At 64.7% G+C, this 26,576-nt stretch carries 21 protein-coding genes; all 21 read left to right on the top strand.

Annotated elements, in window-relative coordinates; translation table 11 throughout:
* Positions 1–48: 48 nt before the first annotated feature.
* The 21 genes from N430_RS10760 to pseI all read left to right on the top strand — a co-directional run bounded on the left by N430_RS10760 (position 49) and on the right by pseI (position 26,370).
* Entirely contained in the window at positions 49–234 is a 186-nt protein-coding gene (locus tag N430_RS10760) for a hypothetical protein (protein ID WP_110636430.1), read from the top strand.
* Positions 235–413: 179 nt separating this feature from the next.
* Complete coding sequence (flgF, locus tag N430_RS10755) at positions 414–1,154, top strand: flagellar basal-body rod protein FlgF (RefSeq protein ID WP_085677753.1); 741 nt, start codon at positions 414–416, stop codon at positions 1,152–1,154.
* 47 nt (positions 1,155–1,201) lie between these two features.
* The gene (gene flgG, locus N430_RS10750; protein ID WP_027921148.1) at positions 1,202–1,987 is read left to right on the top strand and encodes a flagellar basal-body rod protein FlgG; all 786 of its coding nucleotides are present in this window, start codon (positions 1,202–1,204) and stop codon (positions 1,985–1,987) included.
* A 47-nt stretch (positions 1,988–2,034) separates the two neighbouring features.
* Positions 2,035–2,730: a flagellar basal body L-ring protein FlgH gene (gene flgH, locus N430_RS10745; RefSeq protein ID WP_027921149.1), complete on the top strand. Its 696-nt coding sequence runs from the start codon at positions 2,035–2,037 to the stop codon at positions 2,728–2,730.
* A 12-nt stretch (positions 2,731–2,742) separates the two neighbouring features.
* Positions 2,743–3,852 carry a flagellar basal body P-ring protein FlgI gene (locus N430_RS10740; RefSeq protein ID WP_110636808.1) on the top strand — a complete coding sequence of 370 codons (1,110 nt, stop codon included), beginning with the start codon at positions 2,743–2,745 and terminating at the stop codon, positions 3,850–3,852.
* Positions 3,853–3,863: 11 nt separating this feature from the next.
* Positions 3,864–5,030, top strand: coding sequence for a flagellar assembly peptidoglycan hydrolase FlgJ (flgJ, locus tag N430_RS10735; protein WP_110636433.1), 1,167 nt, complete (start codon positions 3,864–3,866; stop codon positions 5,028–5,030).
* A gap of 12 nt (positions 5,031–5,042) precedes the next feature.
* Positions 5,043–7,091, top strand: coding sequence for a flagellar hook-associated protein FlgK (gene flgK, locus N430_RS10730; protein ID WP_110636436.1), 2,049 nt, complete (start codon positions 5,043–5,045; stop codon positions 7,089–7,091).
* A gap of 13 nt (positions 7,092–7,104) precedes the next feature.
* Entirely contained in the window at positions 7,105–8,676 is a 1,572-nt protein-coding gene (locus tag N430_RS10725; RefSeq protein ID WP_110636439.1) for a flagellar hook-associated protein 3, read from the top strand.
* Between the two features lie 114 nt (positions 8,677–8,790).
* Positions 8,791–12,372, top strand: coding sequence for a glycosyltransferase (locus tag N430_RS10720; RefSeq protein WP_110636442.1), 3,582 nt, complete (start codon positions 8,791–8,793; stop codon positions 12,370–12,372).
* Positions 12,373–12,489: 117 nt separating this feature from the next.
* Entirely contained in the window at positions 12,490–13,263 is a 774-nt protein-coding gene (gene rfbF, locus N430_RS10715) for a glucose-1-phosphate cytidylyltransferase (RefSeq protein WP_110636445.1), read from the top strand.
* Positions 13,245–14,327 (top strand): CDP-glucose 4,6-dehydratase, encoded by a 1,083-nt coding sequence (rfbG, locus tag N430_RS10710; RefSeq protein ID WP_110636448.1) that lies wholly within the window; start codon positions 13,245–13,247, stop codon positions 14,325–14,327. The genes rfbF and rfbG overlap by 19 nt, the downstream gene beginning before the upstream one ends.
* The gene (locus N430_RS10705) at positions 14,324–14,884 is read left to right on the top strand and encodes a dTDP-4-dehydrorhamnose 3,5-epimerase family protein (protein ID WP_110636451.1); all 561 of its coding nucleotides are present in this window, start codon (positions 14,324–14,326) and stop codon (positions 14,882–14,884) included. Before rfbG ends, N430_RS10705 begins: the two co-directional genes overlap by 4 nt.
* Positions 14,881–16,104, top strand: a complete 1,224-nt coding sequence (locus tag N430_RS10700; RefSeq protein WP_110636454.1) for a class I SAM-dependent methyltransferase — start codon at positions 14,881–14,883, stop codon at positions 16,102–16,104. Before N430_RS10705 ends, N430_RS10700 begins: the two co-directional genes overlap by 4 nt.
* 5 nt (positions 16,105–16,109) lie before the next feature.
* Positions 16,110–16,970 carry an NAD(P)-dependent oxidoreductase gene (locus N430_RS10695; RefSeq protein WP_110636457.1) on the top strand — a complete coding sequence of 287 codons (861 nt, stop codon included), beginning with the start codon at positions 16,110–16,112 and terminating at the stop codon, positions 16,968–16,970.
* Positions 16,960–18,054: a class I SAM-dependent methyltransferase gene (locus tag N430_RS10690; RefSeq protein WP_110636460.1), complete on the top strand. Its 1,095-nt coding sequence runs from the start codon at positions 16,960–16,962 to the stop codon at positions 18,052–18,054. Before N430_RS10695 ends, N430_RS10690 begins: the two co-directional genes overlap by 11 nt.
* Positions 18,051–18,785, top strand: coding sequence for a cephalosporin hydroxylase family protein (locus tag N430_RS10685; protein ID WP_110636463.1), 735 nt, complete (start codon positions 18,051–18,053; stop codon positions 18,783–18,785). Before N430_RS10690 ends, N430_RS10685 begins: the two co-directional genes overlap by 4 nt.
* A 55-nt stretch (positions 18,786–18,840) precedes the next feature.
* The gene (locus N430_RS10680; RefSeq protein WP_110636466.1) at positions 18,841–21,744 is read left to right on the top strand and encodes a TIGR00180 family glycosyltransferase; all 2,904 of its coding nucleotides are present in this window, start codon (positions 18,841–18,843) and stop codon (positions 21,742–21,744) included.
* A gap of 218 nt (positions 21,745–21,962) precedes the next feature.
* On the top strand, positions 21,963–23,120 hold the full coding sequence (gene pseC, locus N430_RS10675) for a UDP-4-amino-4,6-dideoxy-N-acetyl-beta-L-altrosamine transaminase (RefSeq protein ID WP_110636469.1): 1,158 nt from the start codon (positions 21,963–21,965) through the stop codon (positions 23,118–23,120).
* Positions 23,117–23,842 carry a pseudaminic acid cytidylyltransferase gene (pseF, locus tag N430_RS10670; protein WP_110636472.1) on the top strand — a complete coding sequence of 242 codons (726 nt, stop codon included), beginning with the start codon at positions 23,117–23,119 and terminating at the stop codon, positions 23,840–23,842. The genes pseC and pseF overlap by 4 nt, the downstream gene beginning before the upstream one ends.
* Positions 23,839–25,314 (top strand): UDP-2,4-diacetamido-2,4,6-trideoxy-beta-L-altropyranose hydrolase, encoded by a 1,476-nt coding sequence (gene pseG / locus N430_RS10665; protein WP_110636475.1) that lies wholly within the window; start codon positions 23,839–23,841, stop codon positions 25,312–25,314. The genes pseF and pseG overlap by 4 nt, the downstream gene beginning before the upstream one ends.
* Before the next feature lie 3 nt (positions 25,315–25,317).
* The gene (gene pseI / locus N430_RS10660; protein ID WP_110636478.1) at positions 25,318–26,370 is read left to right on the top strand and encodes a pseudaminic acid synthase; all 1,053 of its coding nucleotides are present in this window, start codon (positions 25,318–25,320) and stop codon (positions 26,368–26,370) included.
* The last annotated feature ends 206 nt before the right edge of the window (positions 26,371–26,576 follow it).

The raw sequence follows: 26,576 nt of genomic DNA, 5'->3' as shown, positions 1-26,576 counted from the left end.
TTGTGTCGCGAAAGGGCTGCAAAGCAGCCCCGGCAATTTGGAGGGTTGATGAAAAGGCTGGTTGTCACATTGATCACCGCTTTCTGCCTGTACCAGGCCCAGGCCGGCACCGCGCCCTGGTGGCGTTGGGAGAGCCAGGCGGATGGCCGGCTGGTGTGCTCGCAATGGCCGCCGGGAGATGGCTGGAAGAAGTTTGCCGGTCCTTTCACCAATGGCGGTTGCCGCGAGCCTTGAGGATTGCCGCAACCGGCAACCCGGCGCCGGATAACCGGCGGCACCTCAGCAGCAAAACCCCGAAAAAGCCCGTATTCACGGGCTTTTTCATGAATTCGAAAAGTTGGTTCGGAACTTGCTTTAGAGCCTGCACAGCAACGGCGAGCGGCAAACGATCGTCAGTGCAGCGGAGGATGACTGTGGACAAGATGCTTTACGTGGCCATGACCGGCGCCAGCCAGAACGCGCTGGCGCAGAAGGCCCACGCCAACAACCTGGCGAACGTTTCCACCAATGGCTTCCAGCGCGACCTGGAACAGGCGCGCTCGATGCCGGTGTTCGGTGACAGCTTTCCGTCGCGGGCGTTTGCCATGACTGAACGCCCGGCCACCGACTTCAGCGAAGGGCCGATGGTCGAGACCGGGCGAGACCTGGACGTTGCCGTGAGCGGCCAAGGCTTCATCGCCGTGCAGGCGCCCGATGGCAGCGAAGCCTACGTGCGCACCGGCAGCCTGAACATCGACGCGCTCGGCGTGCTGCGTGCCGGCAATGGCATGCCGGTGATCGGCAACGGTGGCCCGATCGCCATTCCGCCAGAGCAGAAAGTCGAAGTCGGTGCCGACGGCACCATCAGCATCCGCTCGATGGGTGAAGACCCACGGGTGATGGCCGAGGTCGACCGCATCAAGCTGGTCAACCCGGACATCAAGAGCATGACCAAGGGCCTGGACGGCCTGATCCACACCCAGAACGGCCAACCGGCTGCCGCCGATGTCAATGTGCGGGTGGTATCGGGTTTCCTTGAGGGCAGCAACGTCAATGCCGTGGAAGAAATGACTTCGGTCCTGGCACTGTCCCGCCAGTTCGAACTGCACGTGAAAATGATGAACGCGGCCAAGGAAGGCGATGAAGCCATGGCGCGTGTTTTGCAAATCGGCTAACCAACTTTGAACGGGTGCCGTAAAACAGGCGCACGAGGAGAATACTGATGCTTCCGGCTCTTTGGGTCGCTAAAACCGGCCTGTCCGCCCAGGACACCAACCTGACCGTCATTTCCAACAACCTGGCCAACGTCTCGACCACCGGCTTCAAGCGGGATCGCGCCGAATTCGCCGACCTGCTGTACCAGATCAAGCGTCAGCCAGGTGCGCAGTCGACCCAGGACAGCGAGCTGCCGTCGGGCCTGCAAGTCGGTACCGGTGTGCGCATTGTCGGCACCCAGAAGAACTTCCAGACCGGCAGCCTGCAGACCACCGAAAACCCGCTGGACATGGCGGTCAACGGCCGCGGCTTCTTCCAGGTGCTGCAGCCGGACGGCACGGTCTCGTACACCCGCGACGGTACCTTCCACCTGAACTCCGATGGCCAGATCGTCACCGCCCAAGGCTTTGCCCTGGAGCCAGCGATCGTGGTGCCGAACGATGCCCAGACCTTCACCGTCGGCCAGGACGGCACCGTGTCGATCACCACTGCCGGCAACCCGGCTGCACAGGTCATCGGCAACCTGCAGACCGCTGACTTCATCAACCCGGCCGGCCTCCAGGCGATCGGTGACAACCTGTTCCTGGAAACCGCTGCCAGTGGCGCGCCACAGGTCGGTACCCCAGGCCTGAACGGCTTCGGCACCACCCTGCAGCAGACCCTGGAAAACTCCAACGTCAGCACCGTGGAAGAGCTGGTGAACATGATCACCACCCAGCGTGCCTACGAGATGAACTCCAAGGTCATCTCCACCGCCGACCAGATGCTGTCGTTCGTCACTCAACAGCTCTGAAAGCCCTAGTGCAGGTTCTACTCCCGTTACACCGTGAGGTAAGTGTCATGAAGCGTCTGTTGTCTGTATTCGCCCTGGGGGGGGCGGTTGTGTTGGCAGGTTGCGTCGCGCCGACGCCCAAGCCGAACGACCCGTATTACGCGCCGGTTCTGCCGCGCACCCCGCTGCCGGCAGCAGCCAACAACGGTTCGATTTACCAGGCGGGTTTCGAGCAGGGCCTGTACACCGACCGCAAAGCGTTCCGCGTGGGTGACATCATCACCATCACCCTCAACGAACGCACGTCGGCGAGCAAGAACGCCGGTTCCCAGATCCAGAAGAACAGCAAGGCCGACATCGGCCTGACCTCGCTGTTCGGCTCCAACCCGAACACCAACAACCCGTTCGGCAGCGGTGACCTTTCGCTCGAGGCCGGCTACAGCGGTGACCGCACCACCAAGGGCGACAGCAAGGCCACCCAGGGCAACACCCTGACCGGCTCGATCACCGTCACCGTGGCCGAGGTGCTGCCTAACGGCATCATTGCCGTGCGCGGCGAGAAGTGGATGACCCTGAACACCGGTGAGGAGCTGGTGCGTATCGCCGGCCTGATCCGTGCCGACGACATCGCCACCGACAACACCGTGCCGTCCACCCGCGTGGCCGATGCGCGCATCACCTATTCGGGCACCGGCTCGTTCGCCGATGCCAGTCAGCCCGGCTGGCTGGACCGCTTCTTCATGAGCCCGCTTTGGCCCTTCTGAGTACGGATGAACATGTTCAACCTTAGGCAGCTGATAGCCGCGACCCTGCTTCTGTCCTGTGCGTTCGGTGCCCACGCCGAGCGCCTCAAGGACATTGCCAGCATCTCCGGCGTGCGTTCCAACCAGTTGATCGGCTATGGCCTGGTGGTGGGGCTCAACGGCACGGGTGACCAGACCACCCAGACCCCGTTCACCCTGCAGACCTTCAACAACATGCTGTCGCAGTTCGGCATCAAGGTGCCGGCCGGCTCCGGCAACGTGCAGCTGAAGAACGTCGCTGCGGTGTCGGTGCATGCCGACCTGCCGGCGTTCGCCAAGCCGGGCCAGGTGGTGGACATCACCGTTTCGTCGATCGGCAACTCCAAGAGCCTGCGCGGTGGCAGCCTGCTGATGACCCCGCTCAAGGGTATCGATGGCAACGTCTACGCCATCGCCCAGGGTAACCTGGTGGTCGGCGGCTTCGATGCCGAAGGCCGTGACGGCTCGAAGATCACCGTCAACGTTCCGTCGGCCGGCCGTATTCCTGGCGGCGCCTCGGTCGAGCGCGCCGTGCCGAGCGGCTTCAACCAGGGCAACAGCCTGACCCTGAACCTCAACCGCCCGGACTTCACCACCGCCAAGCGCATCGTCGACAAGGTCAACGACCTGCTCGGCCCAGGCGTGGCCCAGGCCGTGGACGGCGGCTCGGTGCGGGTCACCGCGCCGATGGACCCGAGCCAGCGGGTCGATTACCTGTCGATCCTCGAGAACCTCGAGATCGACCCGGGCCAGGCCGTGGCCAAGGTCATCATCAACTCGCGCACCGGTACCATCGTCATCGGCCAGAACGTCAAGGTCTCGCCGGCGGCGGTGACCCATGGCAGCCTGACCGTGACCATTACCGAAGACCCGATCGTCAGCCAGCCGGGGCCGTTCTCCAATGGCCAGACGGCAGTGGTTCCGCGTTCGCGGGTCAATGCCGAGCAGGAAGCCAAGCCGATGTTCAAGTTCGGCCCGGGCACCACGCTGGATGAGATCGTCCGTGCGGTGAACCAGGTGGGCGCGGCACCGGGCGACCTGATGGCCATCCTCGAAGCACTGAAACAGGCCGGCGCCTTGCAGGCCGACCTGATCGTGATCTGAGGACGCCGCTAATGAATTCGAAAAGCCTGGTCTCCAGCCACGCCGACAGCGGTGCCTACACCGACCTCAATCGCCTGAGCTCGCTCAAGCACGGTGACCGCGACAGCGACGCCAACGTGCGCAAGGTGGCCCAGGAGTTCGAGTCGCTGTTCATCAGCGAGATGCTCAAGGCCTCGCGCAAGGCCAGCGACGTGCTGGCCGACGACAACCCGATGAACAGCGAGACGGTCAAGCAGTACCGCGACATGTACGACCAGCAGCTGGCCGTGAGCATGTCCCGCGAGGGTGGCGGTATCGGCCTGCAGGACGTGCTGGTGCGCCAGCTCTCGAAGAACAAGAGCACCCCGGTCAACACCAGCCCGTTCCCGCGTGTCGATGGCAACGCGCCGACGCTCTGGGGCAACAAGGTGGCCGACCCGGTTCAGGCGACACAAACCACTGCCACGCGCAACGACGTCGCCGCGCTCAACTCGCGGCGCCTGGCGCTGCCGGGCAAGCTCACCGACCGCCTGCTGGCCGGCATCGTGCCTTCGGCCACCAGCCCGGCCGCAGCCACCAATACCGCTGCCGTGCCGGCCCGTGACGGGCAACAGGTGGCCAAGGCCATTGCCATCCCGGACAACGGCCTGCGCATCACTGGCCGTGCCGTGGCGCAGCCGCCGCTGGCGCCGAAGAAGGCCTTTGCCGACAGCGACGAATTTGTCGCCACCATGCTGCCGATGGCCGAGCAGGCCGCCAAGCGCATTGGTGTCGATCCGCGTTACCTGGTGGCCCAGGCCGCCCTGGAAACCGGCTGGGGCAAGTCGGTCATGCGCAACAGTGACGGCAGCAGCAGCCACAACCTGTTCGGCATCAAGGCCAGCAGCAACTGGGACGGCGATTCGGCGCGGGCGATCACCAGCGAATTCCGCGACGGCCAGTTCGTCAAGGAGACGGCGGCGTTCCGTTCCTACGATTCGTACCAGGACAGTTTCCATGACCTGGTAAGCCTGCTGCAGAGCAATTCACGCTATCAAGATGCGGTGAAGTCGGCCGATAACCCAGAACAATTCGTGCGAGAACTGCAAAAGGCCGGGTATGCCACCGACCCGAACTACGCCAGCAAGATCTCGCAGATCGCAAGACAGATGAAGTCGTACGAGAGCTACGCAATGCTCGGTACCACAACGAAACTTTAAGGGTATGGAACCATGGCGAGTCTGATCAATATTGGCATGTCGGGACTGTCGGCCTCCCAGGCGGGCCTGCATACCACCGGCAACAACATCGCCAACGCCGATGTTGCCGGTTATTCCCGCCAGCAGAACGTCCAGCGAGCCAAGGGTTCGATCCAGGAAGGCCAGGTGTTCATGGGCACCGGCACCACCCTGGGCGATGTCCGTCGCGTGTACAACGCCTTCCTGGATGCTCAGTTGCAGACCGCCACTTCGCTCAACAGCGACAGCACCGCCTACCTGAACCAGGTCACGCCGCTCAACAACCTGCTGTCCGACAGCAATACCGGCATCACCGGTGCGCTGACCAACTTCTTCTCCGCCCTGCAAAGTGCTGCCAACAAGCCGACCGAAGACGCTTCCCGTCAGCTGTTGCTGAGCAATGCCCAGGCGCTGGCCAGCCGCTTCAACAGCCTGTCTGCCCAGTTCAAGGAGCAGAACAGCAACATCAACGGCAACCTCAGCTCGATGACCTCGCGGATCAACGAGCTGACCTCCAGCATCGCCCAGTACAACGACCAGATTTCCAAGGTCTCGGCCAGCAGCGGCCAGCCGAACGACCTGCTCGACCAGCGCAACGAGGCGGTGCGCCAGCTCAACGAACTGGTGGGTGTGCAGACCGTCGAGCGTGACGGCAGTATCGATGTCTACCTGAAGAACGGCCAATCGCTGGTGCTGGGCAAGACCACCAACAAGATGAGTGCCGAGCCGAGTGCCACCGACCCGACCCAGTTCGCGGTCAAGCTCGATCGTGGCAGCACCACCATGGATGTCACCAGCAGCATCAGCGGTGGCGAAATGGGCGGGCTGCTGCGCTACCGCAGCGAGACCCTGGCACCGGCGATGAACGAGCTGGGCCGTGTCGCGCTGGTGGTGTCGCAGCAGATCAACTCGCAGCTCGGCCAGGGTATCGACAAGAACGGTGAGTTCGGTGCGGCGCTGTTTGGCGACCTCAACAGCGACAGCGCCATGTCCGCGCGCAGCACGCCCAAGGTCGGCAACGCCGGCAGTGCCGCGCTGAACGTGGTCATCCGTGACACCGGCAAGCTCAGCACCAGTGATTACCAGGTGACCTTCGTCGGCCCAGGCGCAGACAAGTACCAAGTCAAGAAGCTGCCCGACGGCACCGACATGGGCACCTACAGCACCAATGACGACCCGGCGCCAGTCATCGACGGTTTCAGCCTCGACCTCAAGAGCGGCACCGCGGCAGTGGGCGACAGCTTCAAGATCACCCCGACCCGCAATGCCTCGGCTGAGATCGGTGTGGTGCTCACCGACGCCAAGCGCCTGTCGTTGGCCGCCCCCCTGACCGCTACTTCGGGTAGCGGCAACATCGGTACCGGTGTCATCACTCAGCCGGTGCTGACCTCTGTGCTGGATATCGCCGACCCGGCTCAACGCCAGGAACTGCAGACCGGTATCAAGTATTCCACGCCGGTGCGTCTGGTATTCGGCAACGAAACCACTTCGCCGCAGACCTACGAAGCCTTCGATGCCAAGGGCAACAGCATTGGGACGGGCACCTTCGTCCCAGGGCAGAGCAATACCCTGAAATTCGATGTGCCGATGATCGACTCCGCAGGCAACCCGATCAACGACGCCAGTGGCAACCAGAAGTCGTTCAGCTTCGAAATGGATGTTGCCGGTGCGCCCAAGGATGGCGACAGCTTCACCGTATCGCTGACCGGCGCCGGGTCTTCGGACAACCGCAACGCGCTGTCTCTGCAGGAGCTGCAGACCAAGCAGACCGTGGACGTTGGTTCGACCAAGGGCATCAGCATCACCGACGCCTACGGCAAGCTGGTGGAAAGCGTCGGAGCCCAGGCCAAGCAGGGCCAGATGGACACCCAGGCAACCGGTGTCATCCTGACCCAGGCAACCGGTGCTCGTGATTCGGTGTCCGGTGTGCAGCTGGATGAAGAAGCCGGCAACCTGGTCAAGTACCAGCAGTACTACACGGCCTCGTCGCAGATCATCAAGGCGGCGCAGGAAATCTTCAACACCCTGATCGCCGCGCTTTAAGGAGGCTTGACCCATGCGTATTTCCACGGCCCAGTTCTATTCGTCCAGCGCGGCAAACTACCAGCGCAACTATTCCAACGTGGTCAAGACCAACGAAGAGGCCAGTTCCTTCGTGCGGGTCAACACGGCTGCCGACGACCCGGTAGGGGCAGCGCGCCTGCTGCAGCTGGGCAACCAGGCAGATATGCTGGCGCAGTACAAGACCAACGCCACCAACATCACCAACACGCTGAACCAGACCGAGACCACGCTGAACTCGATCAACACGATCCTGTCGCGGGTCAACGAGCTGGCGCTGGAGTCGGGCAATGCCGGCTACACCGACACCGAGCGCAAGGCCAAGGCGGCCGAGCTGGGCCAGCTGGAAGACCAGTTGCTGGGCCTGATGAACAGCCGTGACGAGAACGGCCAGTACCTGTTCGCCGGCTCCAAGACCGACACGGCACCGTTCGTGCGCAATGCCGATGGCACCTACAGCTACCAGGGTGACCAGACCCAGCAGGAGCTGCAGGTCGGCGACATGCTCAAGATGGCGGGCAACAGCACCGGCTACAGCGTGTTCGAGCAAGCGCTGAACACCAGTCGCACGTCCACCACCCTGACCGCTCCGCCAGTGGATGACGGCCGGGTGAAACTGTCCAACGGCCAGGTGTCGGGCAGCGTCACCTACAACGACCGCTTCAGAAGCGGCCAGCCGTACACCATCACCATGCTCAGCAGCACCAAGTTCAGCATTACCGACAGCCAGGGCAACGACGTCACCGCCGAAGCCTCCCAGGGTGGCACATTCGACCCGAACACGGCGGGCGGTTCGATGGTCAGTTTCCGTGGCGTTGACCTGCGCCTGAACATCAACCTGCAGGATGGTGATGTTGCGGACACCGCCGTGGCGGGCCATACCTTCACCCTGCAGAGCAAGCCGGACACCATCACTGCCACCCGCAGCCCGGGCAACCCGTCGAGCGCGCAGGTGTCGTCGGTCAATGTCACCGACCCGACCAAGTACAAGGCCATGTTCCCGAGCGGCGGTGCGGTGATCAAGTTCACCAGCGACACTGACTTCGAGCTGTATGCACAGCCGCTCACCGCCGACAGTCGGCCAGTGGCCAGTGGCACCATGGTTGGCAACGTCGCCTCGGCAGCAGGTGTGGACTTCACGTTCACCAGCACCCCCGCGCAGCAGTCCGGCGACCAGTACATGGTGAAAGTCGACAACCACCAGACCCAGAACGTCCTCGACAGCGTGGCCAAGCTGCGCACAGCCCTGAGCCAGCCAATCGATGGCGACAATGCGGCCTACCAGCAACTGCGCGCCGACCTGGATTCGGCCATCGCCAACATTCAGAGCGGTCAGGACACCCTGAGCCGGGCGGTTACCGATATCGGTGCGCGGGGCAAGGCACTGGAGATCCAGCAGGGCACCAACGAAAGCCTGACCATCGCCAACACCACTACGCAGTCGTCGATCCGTGACTCCGACCCGGCCGAGGTACTGATCCGCCTGACCCAGCAGAAGACCACGCTCGAAGCCTCCCAGCAGGCGTTCGCGCGAATCAGCCAGCTGAGCCTGTTCAACGCCCTCTAAGGGCGCCTGTTGCCGCTCCCTCCTCCTGACCGGGGAGGGGCGGCGCCTTGTTTCATCCTGGTAGCGACTGTTCTGAATTCTCCGCGGGCAGTCACCTGTCGAGAGAATTTTCCCGTGTACCCAGCGCCCCTAGTCAGCCTCGTCATCCCCGCCTGCAACCCTCGGTTCTTCCGTGCGGCCTTGGCCAGTGCCCTGGCCCAGGACTACACGAACCTCGAAGTGATCGTCTGCGACGACAGCCGCGGGCCCGAGATCGAAGCGGTGGTCGATGAACTGCGCGGGCTGGCCACTCACCCGCTGGTGTATCTGCGCAACTCGCAGCCGCTGGGGTTTGTCGGCAACCTGCAGCTGGGGCTCGAACAAAGCCAGGGCGACTACATCAAGTTCCTCTGCGATGACGACCGGCTGATGGCCGATTGTGTGTCCAGCCAGGTGCGGCTGTTCCAGGCCCATGACGACCTCAGCCTGGTCGCGACCCGGCGCCTGCTGGCCGACGCCGACGATTGCACCTTGCCGCAGCGTCTGGAGACCAGCCCGGTCACCGTCGGCGCCACGCTGTTCAATGGCGAGGACCTGCTGGACTTCTTCGAGACTCGCCAGCTCAACTTCATTGGCGGCCTGAGCAGTGTGCTGCTGCGTGCCAGCGACCTGAGCGAACTGCTGCCAGCGTTGGCGCCAGGCTTTGTGGCCATGCTCGACTTCGTGCTCTTTGTGTGCCTGTTGCGCCGCGGGCACCTGGGCGTCACCGCCGGGGTGCACTGCATCGAACGGGTCCATCCGGGCCAGCTGAGCAGCCAGAGCGACATGAAGGCCGCCGCCGACATTGAAGTGCAGCACCTGCGCGATATGTTCGCCGCTCGCACTGGCGAGCGAGAGCCGTTCAGTGGCTGGGTACGGGTGCAAGTCCTGCGGGATGATCAGCGGGATGCACAGCGCACCTGGGAGAACCTGTTCCTGATACACACGCTGCGCTGCCTGCAGGCGATCCATGACTCCCAGGTCGGCAGCGACAGCGACAGTTTTGCCGAGCTTTACGGCCAATGGCTGGCCTGCCGCCAGGACCCACTGGTGCTGGCGCGGCTGATGCGCCTGAGCGAGCACTGGCCGGTGCGCCCGCGCATCGTGCCGGTGGTGATCGACAGCGAGGGCGACCCTCAGGCGCTGCAGGTGACCCTGGACAGCATCGCCCGCCAGGCCTATGCCGCGGATGCGACCCTGGTGTTGTCATGCTCGCCTCAGGCGGCCGCGCACGATGCTCGCGTCATCAGCCAGCCGTTGCAGCCTGACTGGGCAGTACAACTGAACACGCTGGTCGAGCAACTGGACGGGGTGGACTGGATCTACCTGCTGCGTGCCGGCGATCGCCTCAACGGCTTCAGCCTCATGCTGCTGGCTGAGCGCATCGTGTCGCGCCCGCAGATCACCTGCTGCTATGGCGATGAGGGTGGCTTGCGCAACGACGAGTCGGTGGAGCCGGTGTTCAAGCCCGACTTCAACCTCGACCTGATGCGCGGTTATCCCTATACCGGCCGCATGCTGGCGTTCGCCCGCAACGCCATCCAGGCCTTGGGTGGTTTCGCCGCTGGCTACCGCGAGCTGGCACCCCACGACCTGCTCTGGCGGCTGGTGGAAGGCCATGGCCCGCAGGTCATCGAGCACATTCCCGAAGTGCTGGGGGAGAGCGCTTTCGGCTATGCCGCCTGGCTGTCCTCGGCGGCGGTGGTCGAAGAGAACCGCCTGCTGCTGGACGCGCATCTCAAGCGCCTGGGGGTGGCCTACCAGCTGCGCAACAGCGATGGGGCGATCAATCAGGTGCGTTACCTGCACGCCACGCAGCCACGGGTGAGCCTGGTGATCAGTGTCCGGGACCAGTTACCGGCGCTCGAGCGCTGCCTGGAAAGCGTGCTGGAGAAGACGGCCTACCCACATTACGAAGTGTTGATCGTCGACAATGCCAGCCAGGGCAGTGAAACCCAAGCCTGGCTGGCCGCCCTGCAGCAGTTGGGCAGTGACAAGCTGCGGGTGCTGAGCCTGGGTGAGGAAACCAGCTTCGCCGCGCTGCATAACCTGGCTGCGCAGCAGGCACGGGGTGACTACCTGCTGATGCTGAGCCCGTTTGCCGTGGTCACCGAACCGGGCTGGCTCGACGCGATGCTGGGCCATGGCCAACGTCAAGAAGTCGGCGCGGTGGGCGCCAAGCTGTGCGATGCCCGGGGCCTGGTGGTCCACGCTGGCAGCGTGCTGGGCCTGCGCGGCGGGGTGGCCTCACCCTTTGTCGGCGAGCCTGTGGAGGCGGGCGGCTACATGCAGCGTCTGCAGGTGACGCAGAACTACTCGGCAGTGTCTGGCGACTGCCTGCTGGTGCGTAAGCAGCTGTTCATGGACTTTGGTGGGCTGAATGACACGTTGTTCAGCATCGCCTTCAGCGTTACCGATCTGGGCCTGCGACTGGGCCAGGCCGGTTACCTGGTGGTGTGGGCGGCCGATGCCCGCCTGGTGCTGGACCCGCCAGCGGACACTGCGGCCGATGCTGCCCGTGATGCCGAACGCCAAGCCAGCCTGGTACAGCAGCACGAGGTGTTCTCCCGGGCCTGGATGCCGTTGTTGGCACGGGACCCAGCCTACAACATCAACCTGTCCCTGGGTGGCTCCGGCTTTTGCCTGTCCCCGGGCCTGAAGGCAGGCTGGATGCCGTTCGTCGAACGCTCGCTGCCGCATGTGCTGGCGTTGCCCATGAACACCGGCGCGGTTGGCCATTACCGGGTGATCCAGCCGCTGGTGGAGCTGGAGAAGGCCGGTTGGGTGACTCAGCAGCAGTACTTCGAGTTTCCCACCAGTATCGAGCTGGAGCGCAGCTCGCCGGACGTGGTGATCGTGCAGGGGCGCTATCAGGAAAACTTCGTCAAAGAGATCGAGCGCCTCAAGACGTTCTCCAAGGGCTTCTGCATCTACGAGCTGGATGACTACGTGGTCGATGTGCCGAAGAAGAACGACCATCTCAAGTATTCGCCTGGAAATCTGGAGAAGTCGCTGCGCCGAGGTATCGAGCGTTGCGACCGCCTGGTGGTCTCGACCCAGGCCCTGGCCGATGCGCTGTACGGCGCCCACAGCGATATCCGGGTCATGCCGAACATGCTTGCCGAGGACCTTTGGGTTGGCCTGCGCAGCCAGCGCCACAGTTCGCGCAGGCCGCGTGTGGGTTGGGGCGGGGGTACCAGCCATACCGGTGACCTGGAGGTGATCGCCGAGGTGGTCAAGGCCTTGGCCAGCGAGGTGGACTGGGTATTCTTCGGCATGTGCCCGCCGGCGCTGCGCCCGTACATCAAGGAGTTCCACGCGCCGGTGGCGCTGGAGTTGTACCCGGCCAAACTGGCCAGCCTGAACCTGGACCTTGCCCTGGCACCGCTGGAGTATCACATCTTCAACGACTGCAAGAGCAACCTGCGCCTGCTGGAGTACGGTGCCTGCGGCTACCCGGTAATTGTCACCGACACCCGAGCCTACGAAGGCTATCTGCCGTGCACGCGGATCAAGACCAACAGCACCGAAGAGTGGTTGCAGGCGATCCGCATGCACCTGGCCGACCCGGACGAAAGCATGCGCATGGGCGAGCGCCTGAAACAGGAAGTGCTGCGCGACTATGTGCTGCGCGAAGAGCACGTGCAGCACTGGTACAGCGGCTGGATGCCGGGCTGAGCACGCGGCTTCATCCACGCGCGCCACTCTGGCGCGTTTCCTGCAAGTCCCCTCTGATATCGCCATAAATCGTGCAGCCACACGAGCCATGGCCGGTGACGAACAAGAGGGGACAACATGAAGGCGGTAATTCTGGCCGGTGGACTGGGCACGCGTATCAGCGAAGAGTCCCACCTCAAGCCCAAGCCCATGATCGAGATTGGCGGCAAGCCAATTCTCTGGCACATCATGAAGCAGTACTCGGCCCATGGCATCCACGATTTCGTGATCTGCCTGGGCTACAAGGGCTATGCGATCAAGGATTTCTTCGCCAACTACTTCCTGCACACCTCGGACGTCACCTTCGACATGCGCGCCAACCGCATGGACGTGCACCAGAACTACAGCGAGCCTTGGCGTGTCACGCTGGTCGACACCGGTGAAGAGACCATGACCGGCGGCCGACTGCGCCGTGCCGCGCGTTACCTGGAGGGCGAAAAAGCCTTTTGCTTCACCTACGGCGACGGTGTCTCGGACCTGAATATCGGCGCCCTGGTGGACTTCCACATGGCCCACGGCAAGCTCGCCACGGTGACCGCCGTGCAGCCACCGGGCCGCTATGGCGCGCTGGAGCGCGACGGCGAGCAGGTGCGCGGCTTCGTCGAGAAGCCCCGTGGCGATGGCGGCTGGATCAACGGCGGCTTCTTCGTGCTCTCGCCCAAGGTGATCGACTACATCGACGACGACCAGACTTCCTGGGAGTCCGAACCGCTCGCCCGCCTGGCGGCAGCGTCGCAGCTCAACGCCTTCCAGCATGACGGCTTCTGGCACCCGATGGACACGCTGCGCGACAAGAACCACCTGGAGCAGCTCTGGCAGAGCGGGGAGGCCCCATGGAAGCAGTGGGACTGAGCCCGGCGTTCTGGCAGGGCAAGCGTGTCCTGCTGACTGGTCACACAGGCTTCAAGGGCAGCTGGCTGGCCCTCTGGCTGCGTGAGCTGGGGGCGCAGGTCACAGGCTTTGCCCTGGACCCGGGAACCGAACCCAGCCTGTTCGAGCTGGCCCAGGTCAGCCGCGAGATCTCCGATGTGCGTGGCGATCTGCGTGACCTGGGCGCGCTGCTCGAGGTCGTGGCCGACGCGCAGCCTGAAATCGTCCTGCACCTGGCAGCGCAGCCGCTGGTGCGTGAGGCCTATCGCGACCCGCTGGGCACCTACTCCAGCAATGTCATGGGCACCCTCAACCTGCTGGAAGCCATACGCCAGGTCGGTGGCGTGCGCGCCTGCGTGTTGGTGACTACCGACAAGGTCTATGCCAACCAGGAATGGCCTTGGCCATACCGCGAGAACGAAGCCCTTGGCGGGCACGACCCATACAGCAGCAGCAAGGCCTGCTGCGAGTTGCTGGCGCAGTCTTACGCCGCTTCGTTCTTCCCGGCGGACAAACACGCCGAACACGGCCTGGCGATGGCGACCGCCCGCGCCGGCAATGTGCTGGGTGGTGGCGACTTCGCTGCCGATCGGCTGATCCCGGACGTGCTCAAGGCCTGGTCGGCGGGTACGCCTGTGACCCTGCGCTATCCGCAGGCCGTGCGCCCCTGGCAGCACGCCCTGGAACCGCTGGCCGGTTACTTGCAGCTGGCTGAGCGCCTGTATCGCCAAGGCCCGGCTTATGCGGGTGCCTGGAACTTCGGGCCCAGTGAGCAGGACATGTGCAGCGTCGGTGAAGTGGTGGCGCATCTCGCCCGCCAGTGGCCGGCGGCGCCGGGCATGCAGGTTGAGCCGAGCGAGCTGCACGAAGCCGGCCTGCTGCGCCTGGACAGTTCGCGTGCACGACAGCTGCTGGGCTGGCGCACACGCTGGTCGCTGCACGATTGCCTCAAACACACACTGGACTGGCACCTGGCCTGGCAGCGTGGCGACGACATGCGCGCCTTCACCCTGGGCCAGCTGAACCTGTACGCGGAGTTGTCGTGACTGATCTGCTGCTGCATGCCTTGCCCCTGGACGGTCTGTTCAGTGTCCAGCACAAGCGTCACGGCGATGCCCGTGGCCAGTTCGCCCGGCTGTTCTGCGAAACCAGCCTGGGGGCATTGGCGGCGCCATTCCATGTGCGTCAGATCAACCATTCGCAGACCGTCGGCCAGGGCAGCGTACGCGGCCTGCACTACCAGCTCGGTGATACGCCGGAAGCCAAGCTGATCACCTGTCTGCGCGGTGAGGTCTGGGACGTGGCAGTGGACCTGCGCCAGGGCTCGCCGACCTTTCTGCACTGGCACGCCGAGCACCTACAGGCCGGCGACGGGCGCAGCCTGCTGATCCCGGCCGGCTTCGCCCATGGTTTTCAGGTATTGAGCGACGAGGCCGAATTGCTCTACTTGCACAGCGCCGATTATGCCCCGGGTCGTGAGGGTGGGCTGTCGGTGCACGATCCACGGCTGGCCATCACCTGGCCGCTGGCTGTCAAGAATCTGTCAGCCCGGGATGCCGAACATCCCTGGCTGGCCCCAACGTTCACCGGAGTCTGTCCATGAATTGCCGTGGCTGTGGTACCTGCCTGAGCCTGCCCCTGATCGACCTTGGCACCGCGCCGCCGTCCAACGCCTACCTGCGCGCCGAGCAACTGGCCGCAGCTGAAGCCTGGGTGCCACTGAAGGTCGCAGTGTGCGAGCAGTGCTGGTTGGTACAGACCGAGGACTACACCCGCGCCGATGCGCTGTTCGACGCCGACTATGCCTATTTCAGTTCCTACTCCAGCTCCTGGCTGGCCCATGCCCGCGACTACGTGGCGCAGATGGTCGAGTGCTTTGGCCTGACCGCGCAGAGCCGGGTGGTGGAGATCGCCGCCAACGACGGTTATCTGCTGCAGTACGTGGCCGAGCGCGGTATTCCCTGCCTGGGTGTGGAACCCACCCGCAGCACGGCCCAGGCGGCGCGCGAAAAAGGGCTTGAGATCCGCGAAGTGTTCTTCGGCCAGCAGGCGGCCGAGGCGCTGGCTGCCGAAGGCTGGTCGGCCGACCTGATGGCAGCCAACAACGTGCTGGCCCATGTGCCGGACATCAACGACTTCCTGCGCGGCTTCGCCACGTTGCTCAAGGCCGATGGCGTCGCCACGTTCGAGTTCCCGCACTTGCTCTGCCTGATGGCCGAACATCAGTTCGATACCCTGTACCACGAGCATTATTCCTACCTGTCGCTGACGGCGGTGCACACCCTCTGTCTGCGCAATGGCCTGGAAATCTTCGATGTCACCGAGCTGCCGACCCATGGCGGCTCGTTGCGGGTGTTCGCCCAGCGCGCCGGTGGCCCGCAGGCACGGCGCGCCAGTGTCGATGACCTGCTCGGCATCGAGGCCGGGGTGGGGGTGGCCACGGCGGCGTTCTACAACACCCTGGCGCCGGCTGCCGAACGCATCAAGCATCAGCTGCTGCGCTTCCTGCTGCAGGCCAAGGCCGAAGGCAAGCGCGTGGTCGGCTACGGCGCGGCGGCCAAGGGCAACACCTTGTTCAACTATGCCGGGGTCAAGCCTGACCTGCTGGCCTGGGTGGCTGACGCCAACCCGCACAAACAAGGCAAGTTTCTGCCGGGTAGCCGCATTCCGGTGGTGGCCCCCGAGCGGTTGGCCATCGAACAGCCGGACTATGTGCTGGTGCTGCCCTGGAACCTGCTCAAGGAAGTCAGCGAGCAGCAGGCGCAGGTCCGTGAATGGGGCGGGCGCTTCGTCATCGCCGTGCCCGAGCTGACCGTCCTGTGAGCCGCATGAATGTGCTGGTGACCGGCGCCAGCGGTTTTGTAGGCCGGCACCTGGTTGGCGAGCTTCTGACGCGAGGCCATCAGGTGCGTGCCGTTGCGCGCCGCCTGGAAGTTGCCCAGGCGATGCCATGGTTCGACCAGGTCGAGTTCGTCTGCGCCGATGTCCATGATCCGCAGCTGGATGTCGGCGCGCTGTGCGAAGGTATCGATGCACTGGTGCACCTGGCCTGGCCGGGCTTGCCGAATTACCAGGGGTTGTTCCACTTCGAGCGCAACCTGATGGCCGATTACGGGTTCATTCAGCGTGTGGTGCAAGCGGGCGTTGCCCAGGTTCAGGTCACCGGCACCTGCCTGGAATACGGCCTGCAAGACGGAGCGCTGGGCGAGTCGCAGGTCTGCCAGCCAAGCAACCCCTATGGCCTGGCCAAGCACAGCCTGCGTCTGTTCCTCGAAAGCCTGGCCCGGCAGCAACCGTTCAGCTTGCAATGGGTGCGGCTGTTCTACCTGTTTGGCGAAGGCCAGAACCCCAGCAGCCTGTTGGCGGCGCTGGACCGGGCCATAGACGCTGGCTTGCCGCACTTCGACATGTCGGGCGGTGAGCAATTGCGCGATTTTCTGCCCATCGAAACGGCCGCTGGTTATCTGGCCGGCCTGCTCGAGCGGAGCGATTTCAACGGTGTGGTCAATTGCTGCAGTGGTCAGCCGATAGCTGTACGTACGCTGGTCGAGTCGCACATCGCCAAGCGCAGCGCGCACATCGCACTGAACCTGGGGCATTACCCCTATCCGGCCCACGAACCCATGGCGTTCTGGGGTGATGCCCGCCAGCTGCGGGCGCTCTTGGGAGTCGCTTGTAATGAAGCATGAGTTATACCGCGCCACCGGCTTGCCGGTACTGCAGAACCGCACCTTTGCCGACGCGGCGTCGGCGCGCGCTTCGGCCAGTGCCGACATGCGCCTGGTGCAGGATGGCCGCACAGGGCTGGTCTACAACGACGCCTTCGACGCCGACCTGCTCAGCTACGACAGCGATTACCAGAACGAGCAAGGCCATTCGGCGCGCTTCCAGCGCCACCTGGACGACGTCGAAGGCGTGATTGCCCGGCACTTCAAGGGTCGTAGCCTGATCGAGGTCGGCTGCGGCAAAGGCTGGTTCTTCGAGCTGCTGCGCGAGCGTGGCTATGCCGTCACCGGCATCGACCCGGCCTACGAGGGCGACAGCCCGGACGTGGTCAAGGCGCCGTTCACCCGTGAGCTCAATCGCCGGGCCGACGCTATCGTGCTGCGCCATGTGCTTGAGCACATCCAGGACCCAGTGGCGTTCCTGGCCGCCATCGCCGACGCCAACGGCGGGGCCGGGCAGATTTACATCGAAGTGCCGTGCCTGGACTGGATCATCGAGCACAAAGCCTGGTTCGACCTGTTCTACGAGCACGTCAATTACTTCCGCCTGGACGACTTGCGCCGCCTGTTCGGCACGGTCGCCGAGGCCGGGCACCTGTTCGACGGCCAGTACCTGTACGTCGTCGCTGACCTCTCCAGCCTGCGTACCACGTTGACGCCGGTGCCGGCGCTGACCCTGCCGGCCGACTTCAGCGCCAGCCTGGACCACGCCGTGGGCATCGTGCAGCGCGACGCCGGGCGCGGCTCGGCGATCTGGGGCGCGTCGTCCAAGGGCGTGATCTATTCGCTGTTCCTGCAACGCGCCGGCACGCCGGTGGACTGGGTGATCGACATCAACCCGGCCAAGCAGGGCCGTTACCTGCCGCTCAGCGGCGCCCGGGTGAGCTCGCCGCAGGAGGCGCTGGACGCCCTGCCCGACGGTGCACACCTGTTCGTGATGAATTCCAACTACCTCGATGAAATCCGCCGCATGACCGCTGGCCGCTTCACCTACCACGCCGTCGACAGCGCTGATTTCACACACCTGCCAACCGAGACCGCACAATGACCGACTCGCCGATCAAGGCCTTTGAAGCCGAATGCACCGCGCAAATCGCCGCCCAGGGTGAAGACCAGGCGCTGCAGCAAGTGGCCCGCGACTTCTTCAACCAGTCCGCCGCGCACAAATACACCTACCACTTCTCGTGGATGGGCCGGCCAATCATCCAGCTGCCCCAGGACATGATGGCGATGCAGGAGATCGTCTGGCAGGTCAAGCCGGACCTGATCATCGAGTGCGGCATCGCCCACGGTGGTTCGATCCTCTACTACGCCTCGTTGCTGGAACTGCAGGGCCATGGCGAGGTGCTGGGCATCGACATCGACATCCGCCCGCACAACCGGGAAGCCATCGAAGCGCACCCGATGAGCAAGCGCGTGCGCATGATCGAAGGCTCGAGCATCGACGCTGGCATCGCCACACAGGTCAGGGCGATTGCCGAAGGCAAGAAGGTGATCCTGGTGCTTGATTCCAACCACACCCACGACCACGTGCTCAAGGAGCTGGAGCTGTACGCGCCACTGGTGGCCGTGGGCAGCTACTGCGTGGTGATGGACACCGTGGTCGAGGACATGCCGGCCGACTTCTTCCCCGACCGCCCGTGGGGCCATGGCGACAACCCCAAGACCGCGGTCTGGGAATACCTCAAGGGCAATGACAGCTTCGAGATCGACTACCAGCTGCAGAACAAGCTGCTGGTCACCGTGGCACCGGACGGCTACCTGCGCCGGGTTCGCTGAGTCATTCAACAACGGTTCGATTTCTTCGGCGGCAACGCCAATGGTGGTGAAGACTATGCAAGGCAATTTCGCGGCAGACCAGGCAGCCACGCTGCGCGAGCGGTTCACGCTGGTACTGATGACGCACAACCGGCCGGCGTTTCTGCAGCGCACGCTGCAGTACTACAGTGACTACCCGTGCTCGATCCTCGTGCTGGATTCCTCGACCGAATCGGCCGAGGCCGTGGCAGCCCGGTACCCGGGCGTCGAATACCTGCACCTGCCGCAGTTTTCCTACCTGGGCTTCCAGGCCAAGCTGACCTATGGCGTGAACCGGGTGAGCACGCCGTTCATGGCCTTTGCCGCCGATGACGACTTCCTGCTGTTCGACGGGCTGAACCAGTCGCTGGACTTTCTTGACGCCAACCCTGACTACGGCATGTGCCATGGCTACTGCCTGAACTACCTGGCCGAAGCCACGCGGGTGAACTACTACCGGCGCAACAAGAAGGTCAGTGAGGACTACAACGCCCCGCAGGCTGAACAGCGCTTGCTGGATTACATGGGCGAGTTCCTGCCGCCGTTCTTTGCCGTCACCCGCACCGCGCTGTTGCGCCAGTGGTTCGAATTGCTGCCCGAGGGCACCAGCTTCGAGTGGCAGGAAATCGGCCATGTGTACTTCCTGCTGACCAACGCCAAGGCGCGGGTGCTGCCGATCGCCTATGCCGTGCGTGAAACCAACTACGGTGTTTCCGACCACAATACCGAGGTCATCCATGTGCTGGCCTTCACCGACCCCAAGTCAGTGGCTGAGCGCGAACAGTTCGCTGACTTCCTCGCCGGCCTGCCGAGCGCCATCGAAGGGCTGGATCATGGGCAGCGGCGCCAGTTGGCCCTGGACAGCTTCGCCGCCATGGCCGAGGGCTTGTTCGCGGGGCGAGCGCTGACCCTGGAACTGCTCTGGACGTCGAGCTGGCTCGACCCGCTGAAACCACCGGTGCGCAGCTTCGAGCGGTCCCAGTACGTCGAAATGCCGTTCTACAACCAGGCGTTCTTCGATTTGCTGACCTCGCTCGAATTCCTGATCCATGCCATGCCGGCCGGGCGCGTGCAGTTGCAGCAGCTGGAACCGTTGCTGCTGCGCCAGGAGCAACTGTTGCAGGCGCAGGCGCACGACACCCCGGGGACGGTCTGGTCCCGTCTGTGGGATGCGTTGAAGCGCAGCGGCTTCAACCGCGAGGTGGTGCGCGGCCTCGCCGAGCAGTTGCGCGACAGGGGCGAGGCCAAGGACAGCGAGGCGATGTTCGCCTGGCTGGAGCGCCTGGAAGGCGTACCGCATCAGCGCGGCCGCGAACTGCTGGGCAGCATGCGCTCGGGGCGTCTGCTCGACTGGCTGGAGGCCCGCAAGCCGGACGCTGCGGCGCAAGGCGCAATCGCCGAGCACCTGGCGTTGCACCAGGGCGGGCCGCAATTCGGCATCCTGCTGCTGGACCTGGAGAACAACCAGGCCGCGCTGCAGGAGACGTTCGACAGCCTGGTCGGCGGCCTGAGCAAGGCGTTCCGCATCATGGTGTTCACCACGGGTGAGCCGCCGATGGCCACCTCGCTGCACAACACTCTGCATTTCATCAAGGTCAGCCGTGACGACTATGTCGAGCGGATCAACCAGATCGCCCGGCAGACCTCTTGTGAATGGCTGCTGCTGGCCGAGGCCGGAGATCAATTCACCGCCACTGGCCTGTTGCGTGCCGGCCTCGAACTGCTCAACGCGCCGGAATGCCGTGCGGTCGCGGTCGACGAGATTCAGCAGCAGGCCGATGGCACCTGGCGTGAGCTGCTGCGTCCGGGCGTCAACCTGGACCTGCTGCAGACCAACCCCGGGCTGATGGCGCGCCATTGGTTGCTGCGTCGTGAGGTGCTGGTGGAGGCGGGGGGCTTCGACAAACAGTACGCAGATGCCCTTGAATTCGACCTGCTGCTGCGCCTGATCGAGCGCGGCGGCCTCAACGGCCTGGCCCACCTTGACGAGCCGTTGCTGATTACCCTGGCGCCGCAGGCCACGGCAAGCGAACAGGCTCGCCAGGCCTTGGTCCGGCACCTGGCGGCCCGCGGTTACAGGGCCCAGGTCAGTGCGCCGCTGGCCGGCACATTGCGTATCGACTATCGGCACGTCGAACGGCCGCTGGTGAGCATCCTGCTGCGCAGCCAGGACAACCTGGACGCGCTGCAGCGCTGCCTGAAGAGCATCCTGCAGCGAACCCGCTATGCGCGCTACGAAGTGCTGATCGCCGACAACGCCAGCCAGTCGCCGCAACTGCTCGAATGGCTGGCGCAACAACAGCGCGATGGCGGCAAGGTGCGCGTGCTGCAAAGCGCCGAGCGCCTCAGCCCGGCGGCGTTGTGCAACGCCGCCAGTGCCGAGGCCAAGGGCGATTACCTGGTGCTGCTGGCGGCCGATGCCGAGGTGGTCAACGCCAACTGGATCGAGGCGCTGCTGAACCAGGCGCAGCGCCCGGAGGTGGGCGTGGTCGGCGGCAAGCTGCAGAGTGCTGACGGCAAGCTTACCCAGGCCGGCTTGCTGCTGGATGCCGACTTCGGCGTCACCCCTGCGTACGCCGGTGAGGCGGGCAATGCACTGGGTTACCTGAATTGCCTGGCCGTCGAGCAGAACCGCCCGGCCGTCTCGGCGAGCTGCCTGATGGTCCGTCGCGAGGTGTACCAGGCCCTGGAAGGCCTGGATGAAACCGCCTTCGCCCAGGCCTTTGGCGATGTCGACCTGTGCCTGAAAGCAGCTGCAGCCGGCCTGCTGACGGTCTGGACCCCGCAGGTGCAGATCATTCATTCCGGGGTGCTGGCCACGGACCCGTCGGCGTTGGCGGCCCTGCGCGCCAAATGGTCGGCGCAGTGGCCGGGCGCTGCCCATGGCCAAGTACTGGCCCCGGGCAAGGCGGCGTTGGACTGGGCCGGCCTGATCGGCTGAAGCGTTAGGTGGCGGGGCTGGCCTGTATCTTGCTTCGAGCAGGGATACAACGCGCGCGAGTCAGAAATTTGTAGGCTGCGCGTCGGCCTCACCCCGCAACCGGGCGCCGTCGCCAGTCGATGGCGTCGCCCCTAGGATCGACGTATGTTCGACGACAAGTCCATTTCCACCTCCTGCTTCGAGGGCCAGCCAACCATCCCGCACACAGGGATGCTGGCGTGATTCCTTATGCCCGGCAGAGTATCGATCAGTCTGACATCAGCGCGGTCGTCGAGGTGCTGCAGTCCGACTGGTTGACCCAGGGACCGCTGATCGAGCGCTTCGAGCAGGCCATTGCCCAGCGCTGTGGCGCACGCCACGCAGTGGCAGTGTGCAACGCCACCGCCGGCCTGCACCTGGCATGCCTGGCCGCAGGGCTGGGTAGTGGGGATTGGCTGTGGACGTCCCCGATCAGTTTCGTCGCATCGGCGAACTGTGGGCGCTACTGCGGCGCCAGCGTCGATTTCGTCGACATCGACCCGCATACCTTGACCCTCGATGCCGCAGCCCTTGCGCTGAAACTCGAACAGGCCGCGCGCCAAGGGCGCCTGCCCAAGGTGGTGGTTGCCGTGGCATTCGCCGGGCAGAGCGCCGACATGCGTTCGATCAAGGCGCTGGCCCGCCAGTATGGCTTCACCTTGATCGAAGATGCGGCCCACGCGGTCGGTGCGCGTTATGCGGGTGTGGCCGTCGGCAATGGCGAGTTTGCCGACATGACGGTGTTCAGTTTTCACCCGGTGAAAATCATTACCTCGGCCGAAGGCGGCATGGTCCTTACCCACCGTGCCGACCTCGCCCAGCGCTTGCGCTTGCTGCGCAGTCACGGCGTGACCCGTGACTCCAGCCAGATGACCGAAGAGAGCCACGGCGCCTGGTATTACCAGCAGCTCGAACTGGGCTTCAACTACCGCATCACTGATCTGCAGGCTGCCTTGGGGCTTTCCCAACTGGCGCGGCTGGATGAGTTCCTTGATCGCCGTCGGGCGCTGGCTGCCCGCTACCAGACGCTGCTCACGAGCCTGCCGCTGCGCCTGCAGGCGCCCCAGCCGGAGGCCGAATCCGCCTGGCACCTGTTTGTGGTGCGGCTGCAGGGCGCTCACATGCAGCGCTCGCACAGGGAGGTCTTCGACGGGATGCGGGCAGCGGGAGTCGGGGTCAATCTGCATTACATTCCTATCCACTTGCAGCCCTATTATCGCGAGCTGGGTTTCAAGCCTGGGGACTTCCCCCAGGCCGAGGCCTATTACGCAGGCGCCCTTAGCCTGCCGATGTATCCGGGCCTGACCGAGGCTCAGCAGGATCATGTGGTCGACAGCCTGCGCGGGCTCCTGACATGACCGAGCACAGGGACATCAACGTCGCGATCATCCCGGCCCGTGGTGGCAGCAAACGGATCCCGAGCAAGAACCTCAAGACCTTTGCCGGGCTGCCGATCATTGTCCACTCGATTCGCGCGGCACTGGCCAGTGGCTTGTTCGATCAGGTGGTGGTGAGCACGGACGATGCGGATATCGAGGCTATAGCCAGGGAGCATGGTGCGCAGGTGCCATTTCGCCGCCCTGCACACCTGGCCGACGACCATGCGACCACCCATGCGGTGGTCAGCCACGCTCTGGAAGTACTGACCAGCCAAGGCCAGGTGCTGACCCATGCCTGTTGCATCTATGCCACCGCGCCTTTCCTGCAGCAGCGCTTCCTGCACGAGGGGCTGGCACTGCTGCGCCAGCACCCCGAGCGCGCTTTCGCCTTTTCGGTAAGCGGTTTCGGCTTCCCGGTGCAGCGGGCGCTGACGCTGGACGCCGAGGGCGCGCTGGTGCCTCTGAACCCGCAGTTCCGCGAGACCCGCTCGCAGGACCTCGCACCGGCCTACCAGGATGCCGGCCAGTTCTACTGGGGGCGGGTGGAGGCCTGGTTGCAAAACGAGGTGCTTTATTCCGAACGCAGTTTGCCAGTGATCATCCCTCGGCATCTGGTGCAGGACATCGATACCGAGGACGACTGGCTGCGTGCGCAGTACCTGTACGCCGCGCTCAAGGCCGGAGGGGAACTGGACTCATGAAGGTGCTGGTGCGGGCTGACGCATCTTCGTCCATCGGTATCGGTCATACGGCGCGTTGCCTGACCCTGGCCCAGGCGCTGCGTGCGCAGGGGGCGCAGGTCAGTTTTGCTTGTTGCCTGCTTGAAGGCCACCGCCGGGCGGCCATCGAGCAGGAGGGCTTCGAGGTCTTTGCCTGGCCACTGCCCGAGCGTACGTCATGCAGCGAGCGCTGGGCGGCGGACATCGCCGCACTGCGCGCCGTGTTGCCGGCGAATGCCGAGTTCGACTGGGTGATCGTCGATCATTACGCCCTGGATGCGCGCTGGGAGCAGGCTGCCCGGGCATTCGCCCGGCGTATCGCAGTGATCGACGACCTGGCTGACCGTGATCATGCGGCCGACTTGCTGCTGGATCAGAATTTCGGCGCCAGCGAGGCGCGCTACGCGTCCCGCCTGACAGCGGCCTGTCGGCGTTTGCTGGGGCCACGCTATGCGCTGGTGCGGCCAGCGTTCCAGAGGCCGCCGATTACGCCGCCTCAGCACGCGCGACGGGTGCTGGTCAGCTTCGGGGGGTTCGATGTGGCTGGCATGTTGCCGCGCACCTTGCAGGCACTGGCCGGGCTGGAAGGGCTGCAGGTGACTTGCATCGCCGGGCTCGGGAGCGCCCAGAACGATGTGCTGGTCCAGCTGTGCGCCGGGCGCGAGGGTTGGGAGCTGCATGACTATGTCGATGACATGCCGGCGCGGATGGCGGCGGCAGACCTGTTCATCGGCGCTGCTGGCGGCACCACCTGGGAGCGCGCCGCGCTGGGTTTGCCGTGCGTGTGCGTGAGCGTGGCGGACAACCAGCAGGCCGCTGCCCAGGCCATGGCCCGGGCGGGCATGCACCTTTACCTGGGCGATGCCCGGCAGGTCGACGTGCCAGCGTTGCGCCAGGCGATCGCCTTGCTGTTGGGTAACCAGGGGCTGCGCCAGAGTTTCGCCGAGCGCAGTCGAACCCTGGTCGATGGCCGTGGTGCGCAGCGAGTGGCGGTGGCCCTGCTGGGCGAGCACCTGGTACTGCGCCCGGCCCGTAATGAGGACGCACGGCTGTTGTTCGAAGGCCGCAATGCACCCGAAGTACGGCGTCGTTCGCAGCAGGGGCAGGCGCTGTACTGGCCCGAGCATCAAGCCTGGCTGGCCGCGACCTTGGCAGACCGGCAGCGGCTGCTGCTGATCGCCGAGACCGCCGATGGAGCGGTCGGCAGCGTGCGCTACGACCGCTTGCCGGGGCAGCGTGCGCGAGTGTCGCTGTACCTCTTTGCCGGGCGGTTCGGGCTGGGCTGGGGCAGGGCCCTGCTCGCCCGCGGCGAGGCCTGCGCGCGCCAACAATGGCCGGACCTGCAGGCGATCGAGGCCCAGGTGCTGCCGGACAATCAGGCGTCATTGCAATTATTCGCGAGTGCCGGCTTCGTGCAGTCGCCGTGCTCGTTCGAGCGGGTTTTCCAGGAGTAGCCCATGAACAGTTTCAACATCGGCCATCGCCTTGTCGGCGCGGACCAGCCACCGCTGGTGATCGCGGAGATGAGCGGCAATCACAACCAATCGCTGGCGCGCGCCCTGGAGATCGTCGAAGCGGCCGCAGCTGCCGGTGCCCATGCACTGAAGTTGCAGACCTATACCGCCGACACCATGACCCTGGACCTGGCCCACGGCGAGTTCTTCATTGCCGACCCGGACAGCCTCTGGCAGGGCTCGTCGCTCTACGCGCTTTACCAGAAGGCCCATACCCCTTGGGAGTGGCATCGACCCCTCTTCGAGCGTGCCCGTGAGCTGGGCATGCTGGTGTTTTCCACGCCCTTTGACGAAACCTCGGTGGACTTCCTGGAAAGCCTGGATGTACCGGCCTACAAGATCGCCAGCTTCGAGAACACCGACCTGCCACTGATTCGCAAGGTGGCGGCCACCGGCAAGCCGCTGATCATCTCGACCGGCATGGCCAGCCTGGCGGAACTCGAGCGTACCGTTCAGGCGGCGCGGGAGGCAGGGTGTCGCGACCTGGTGCTGCTCAAGTGCACCAGCACCTACCCGGCGAGCCCGCACAACAGCAATGTGCTGACCATCCCGCACATGCGCGAGCTGTTCGGTTGCCAGGTCGGGCTGTCGGATCACTCGCTGGGTGTCGGCGTGGCCGTGGCGGCGGTGGCCCTGGGGGCGACGGTGGTGGAAAAACATTTCACGCTCGACCGCAGCGAGGGTGGGGTGGATGCGACGTTCTCCCTGGAACCCGCAGAGATGGCCGCGCTGGTGCAGGAAACCGAGCGTGGCTGGCAGGCACTGGGGCGTGTGCACTATGGCGCGACCCCGGCCGAGCAGGCTTCGCGGCGCTTCCGCCGCTCGCTGTATGTGGTGCGCGACATGGCCGCTGGCGAGGTCTTCGACCGCAGCAATGTGCGCGCCATCCGTCCGGGCCTGGGGCTGGCGCCAGGGCATATCGATGCGGTGCTTGGGCGCAAGGCCCGGCAGCCGCTCAAACGTGGTACGGCGCTGGATTGGCCGCTGCTCGACTGAAGTGCAACCCAAACGGGGCCTGATTCCCGGAATGCGTGAGCGGGCAAGCGTAATGTCGAGGTGACGCACCCAGGCAAAATGTGCGATTGTCTCGAAATATTCGTGACCTATCGGTCAGAGCGTGCATCTCCCTCTGTAACCGTTAATGGGGCCGGCGCGCCAACCGTCGTTTGCCTGCTCCCCCTGCTGGCCGGTCTACCCGCCAG

The sequence above is a fragment of the Pseudomonas sp. CC120222-01a genome (genome assembly GCF_003097235.1).
In the GTDB taxonomy this organism is placed as follows: Bacteria; Pseudomonadota; Gammaproteobacteria; order Pseudomonadales; family Pseudomonadaceae; genus Aquipseudomonas.
This window is presented reverse-complemented; position numbering and strand designations above follow the sequence as displayed.

Bases quoted from the DNA above. Each gene is read 5' to 3' on its own strand.
- N430_RS10700 (WP_110636454.1), top strand. From the start codon at position 14,881: ATGAATTGCCGTGGCTGTGGTACCTGCCTGAGCCTGCCCCTGATCGAC.
- N430_RS10685 (WP_110636463.1), top strand. From the start codon at position 18,051: ATGACCGACTCGCCGATCAAGGCCTTTGAAGCCGAATGCACCGCGCAA.
- N430_RS10740 (WP_110636808.1), top strand. From the start codon at position 2,743: ATGTTCAACCTTAGGCAGCTGATAGCCGCGACCCTGCTTCTGTCCTGT.
- rfbG (WP_110636448.1), top strand. From the start codon at position 13,245: ATGGAAGCAGTGGGACTGAGCCCGGCGTTCTGGCAGGGCAAGCGTGTC.
- N430_RS10690 (WP_110636460.1), top strand. From the start codon at position 16,960: ATGAAGCATGAGTTATACCGCGCCACCGGCTTGCCGGTACTGCAGAAC.
- N430_RS10725 (WP_110636439.1), top strand. From the start codon at position 7,105: ATGCGTATTTCCACGGCCCAGTTCTATTCGTCCAGCGCGGCAAACTAC.
- pseI (WP_110636478.1), top strand. From the start codon at position 25,318: ATGAACAGTTTCAACATCGGCCATCGCCTTGTCGGCGCGGACCAGCCA.
- flgG (WP_027921148.1), top strand. From the start codon at position 1,202: ATGCTTCCGGCTCTTTGGGTCGCTAAAACCGGCCTGTCCGCCCAGGAC.
- rfbF (WP_110636445.1), top strand. From the start codon at position 12,490: ATGAAGGCGGTAATTCTGGCCGGTGGACTGGGCACGCGTATCAGCGAA.
- flgK (WP_110636436.1), top strand. From the start codon at position 5,043: ATGGCGAGTCTGATCAATATTGGCATGTCGGGACTGTCGGCCTCCCAG.
- N430_RS10680 (WP_110636466.1), top strand. From the start codon at position 18,841: ATGCAAGGCAATTTCGCGGCAGACCAGGCAGCCACGCTGCGCGAGCGG.
- pseG (WP_110636475.1), top strand. From the start codon at position 23,839: ATGAAGGTGCTGGTGCGGGCTGACGCATCTTCGTCCATCGGTATCGGT.
- N430_RS10760 (WP_110636430.1), top strand. From the start codon at position 49: ATGAAAAGGCTGGTTGTCACATTGATCACCGCTTTCTGCCTGTACCAG.
- flgJ (WP_110636433.1), top strand. From the start codon at position 3,864: ATGAATTCGAAAAGCCTGGTCTCCAGCCACGCCGACAGCGGTGCCTAC.
- pseF (WP_110636472.1), top strand. From the start codon at position 23,117: ATGACCGAGCACAGGGACATCAACGTCGCGATCATCCCGGCCCGTGGT.
- flgH (WP_027921149.1), top strand. From the start codon at position 2,035: ATGAAGCGTCTGTTGTCTGTATTCGCCCTGGGGGGGGCGGTTGTGTTG.
- N430_RS10695 (WP_110636457.1), top strand. From the start codon at position 16,110: ATGAATGTGCTGGTGACCGGCGCCAGCGGTTTTGTAGGCCGGCACCTG.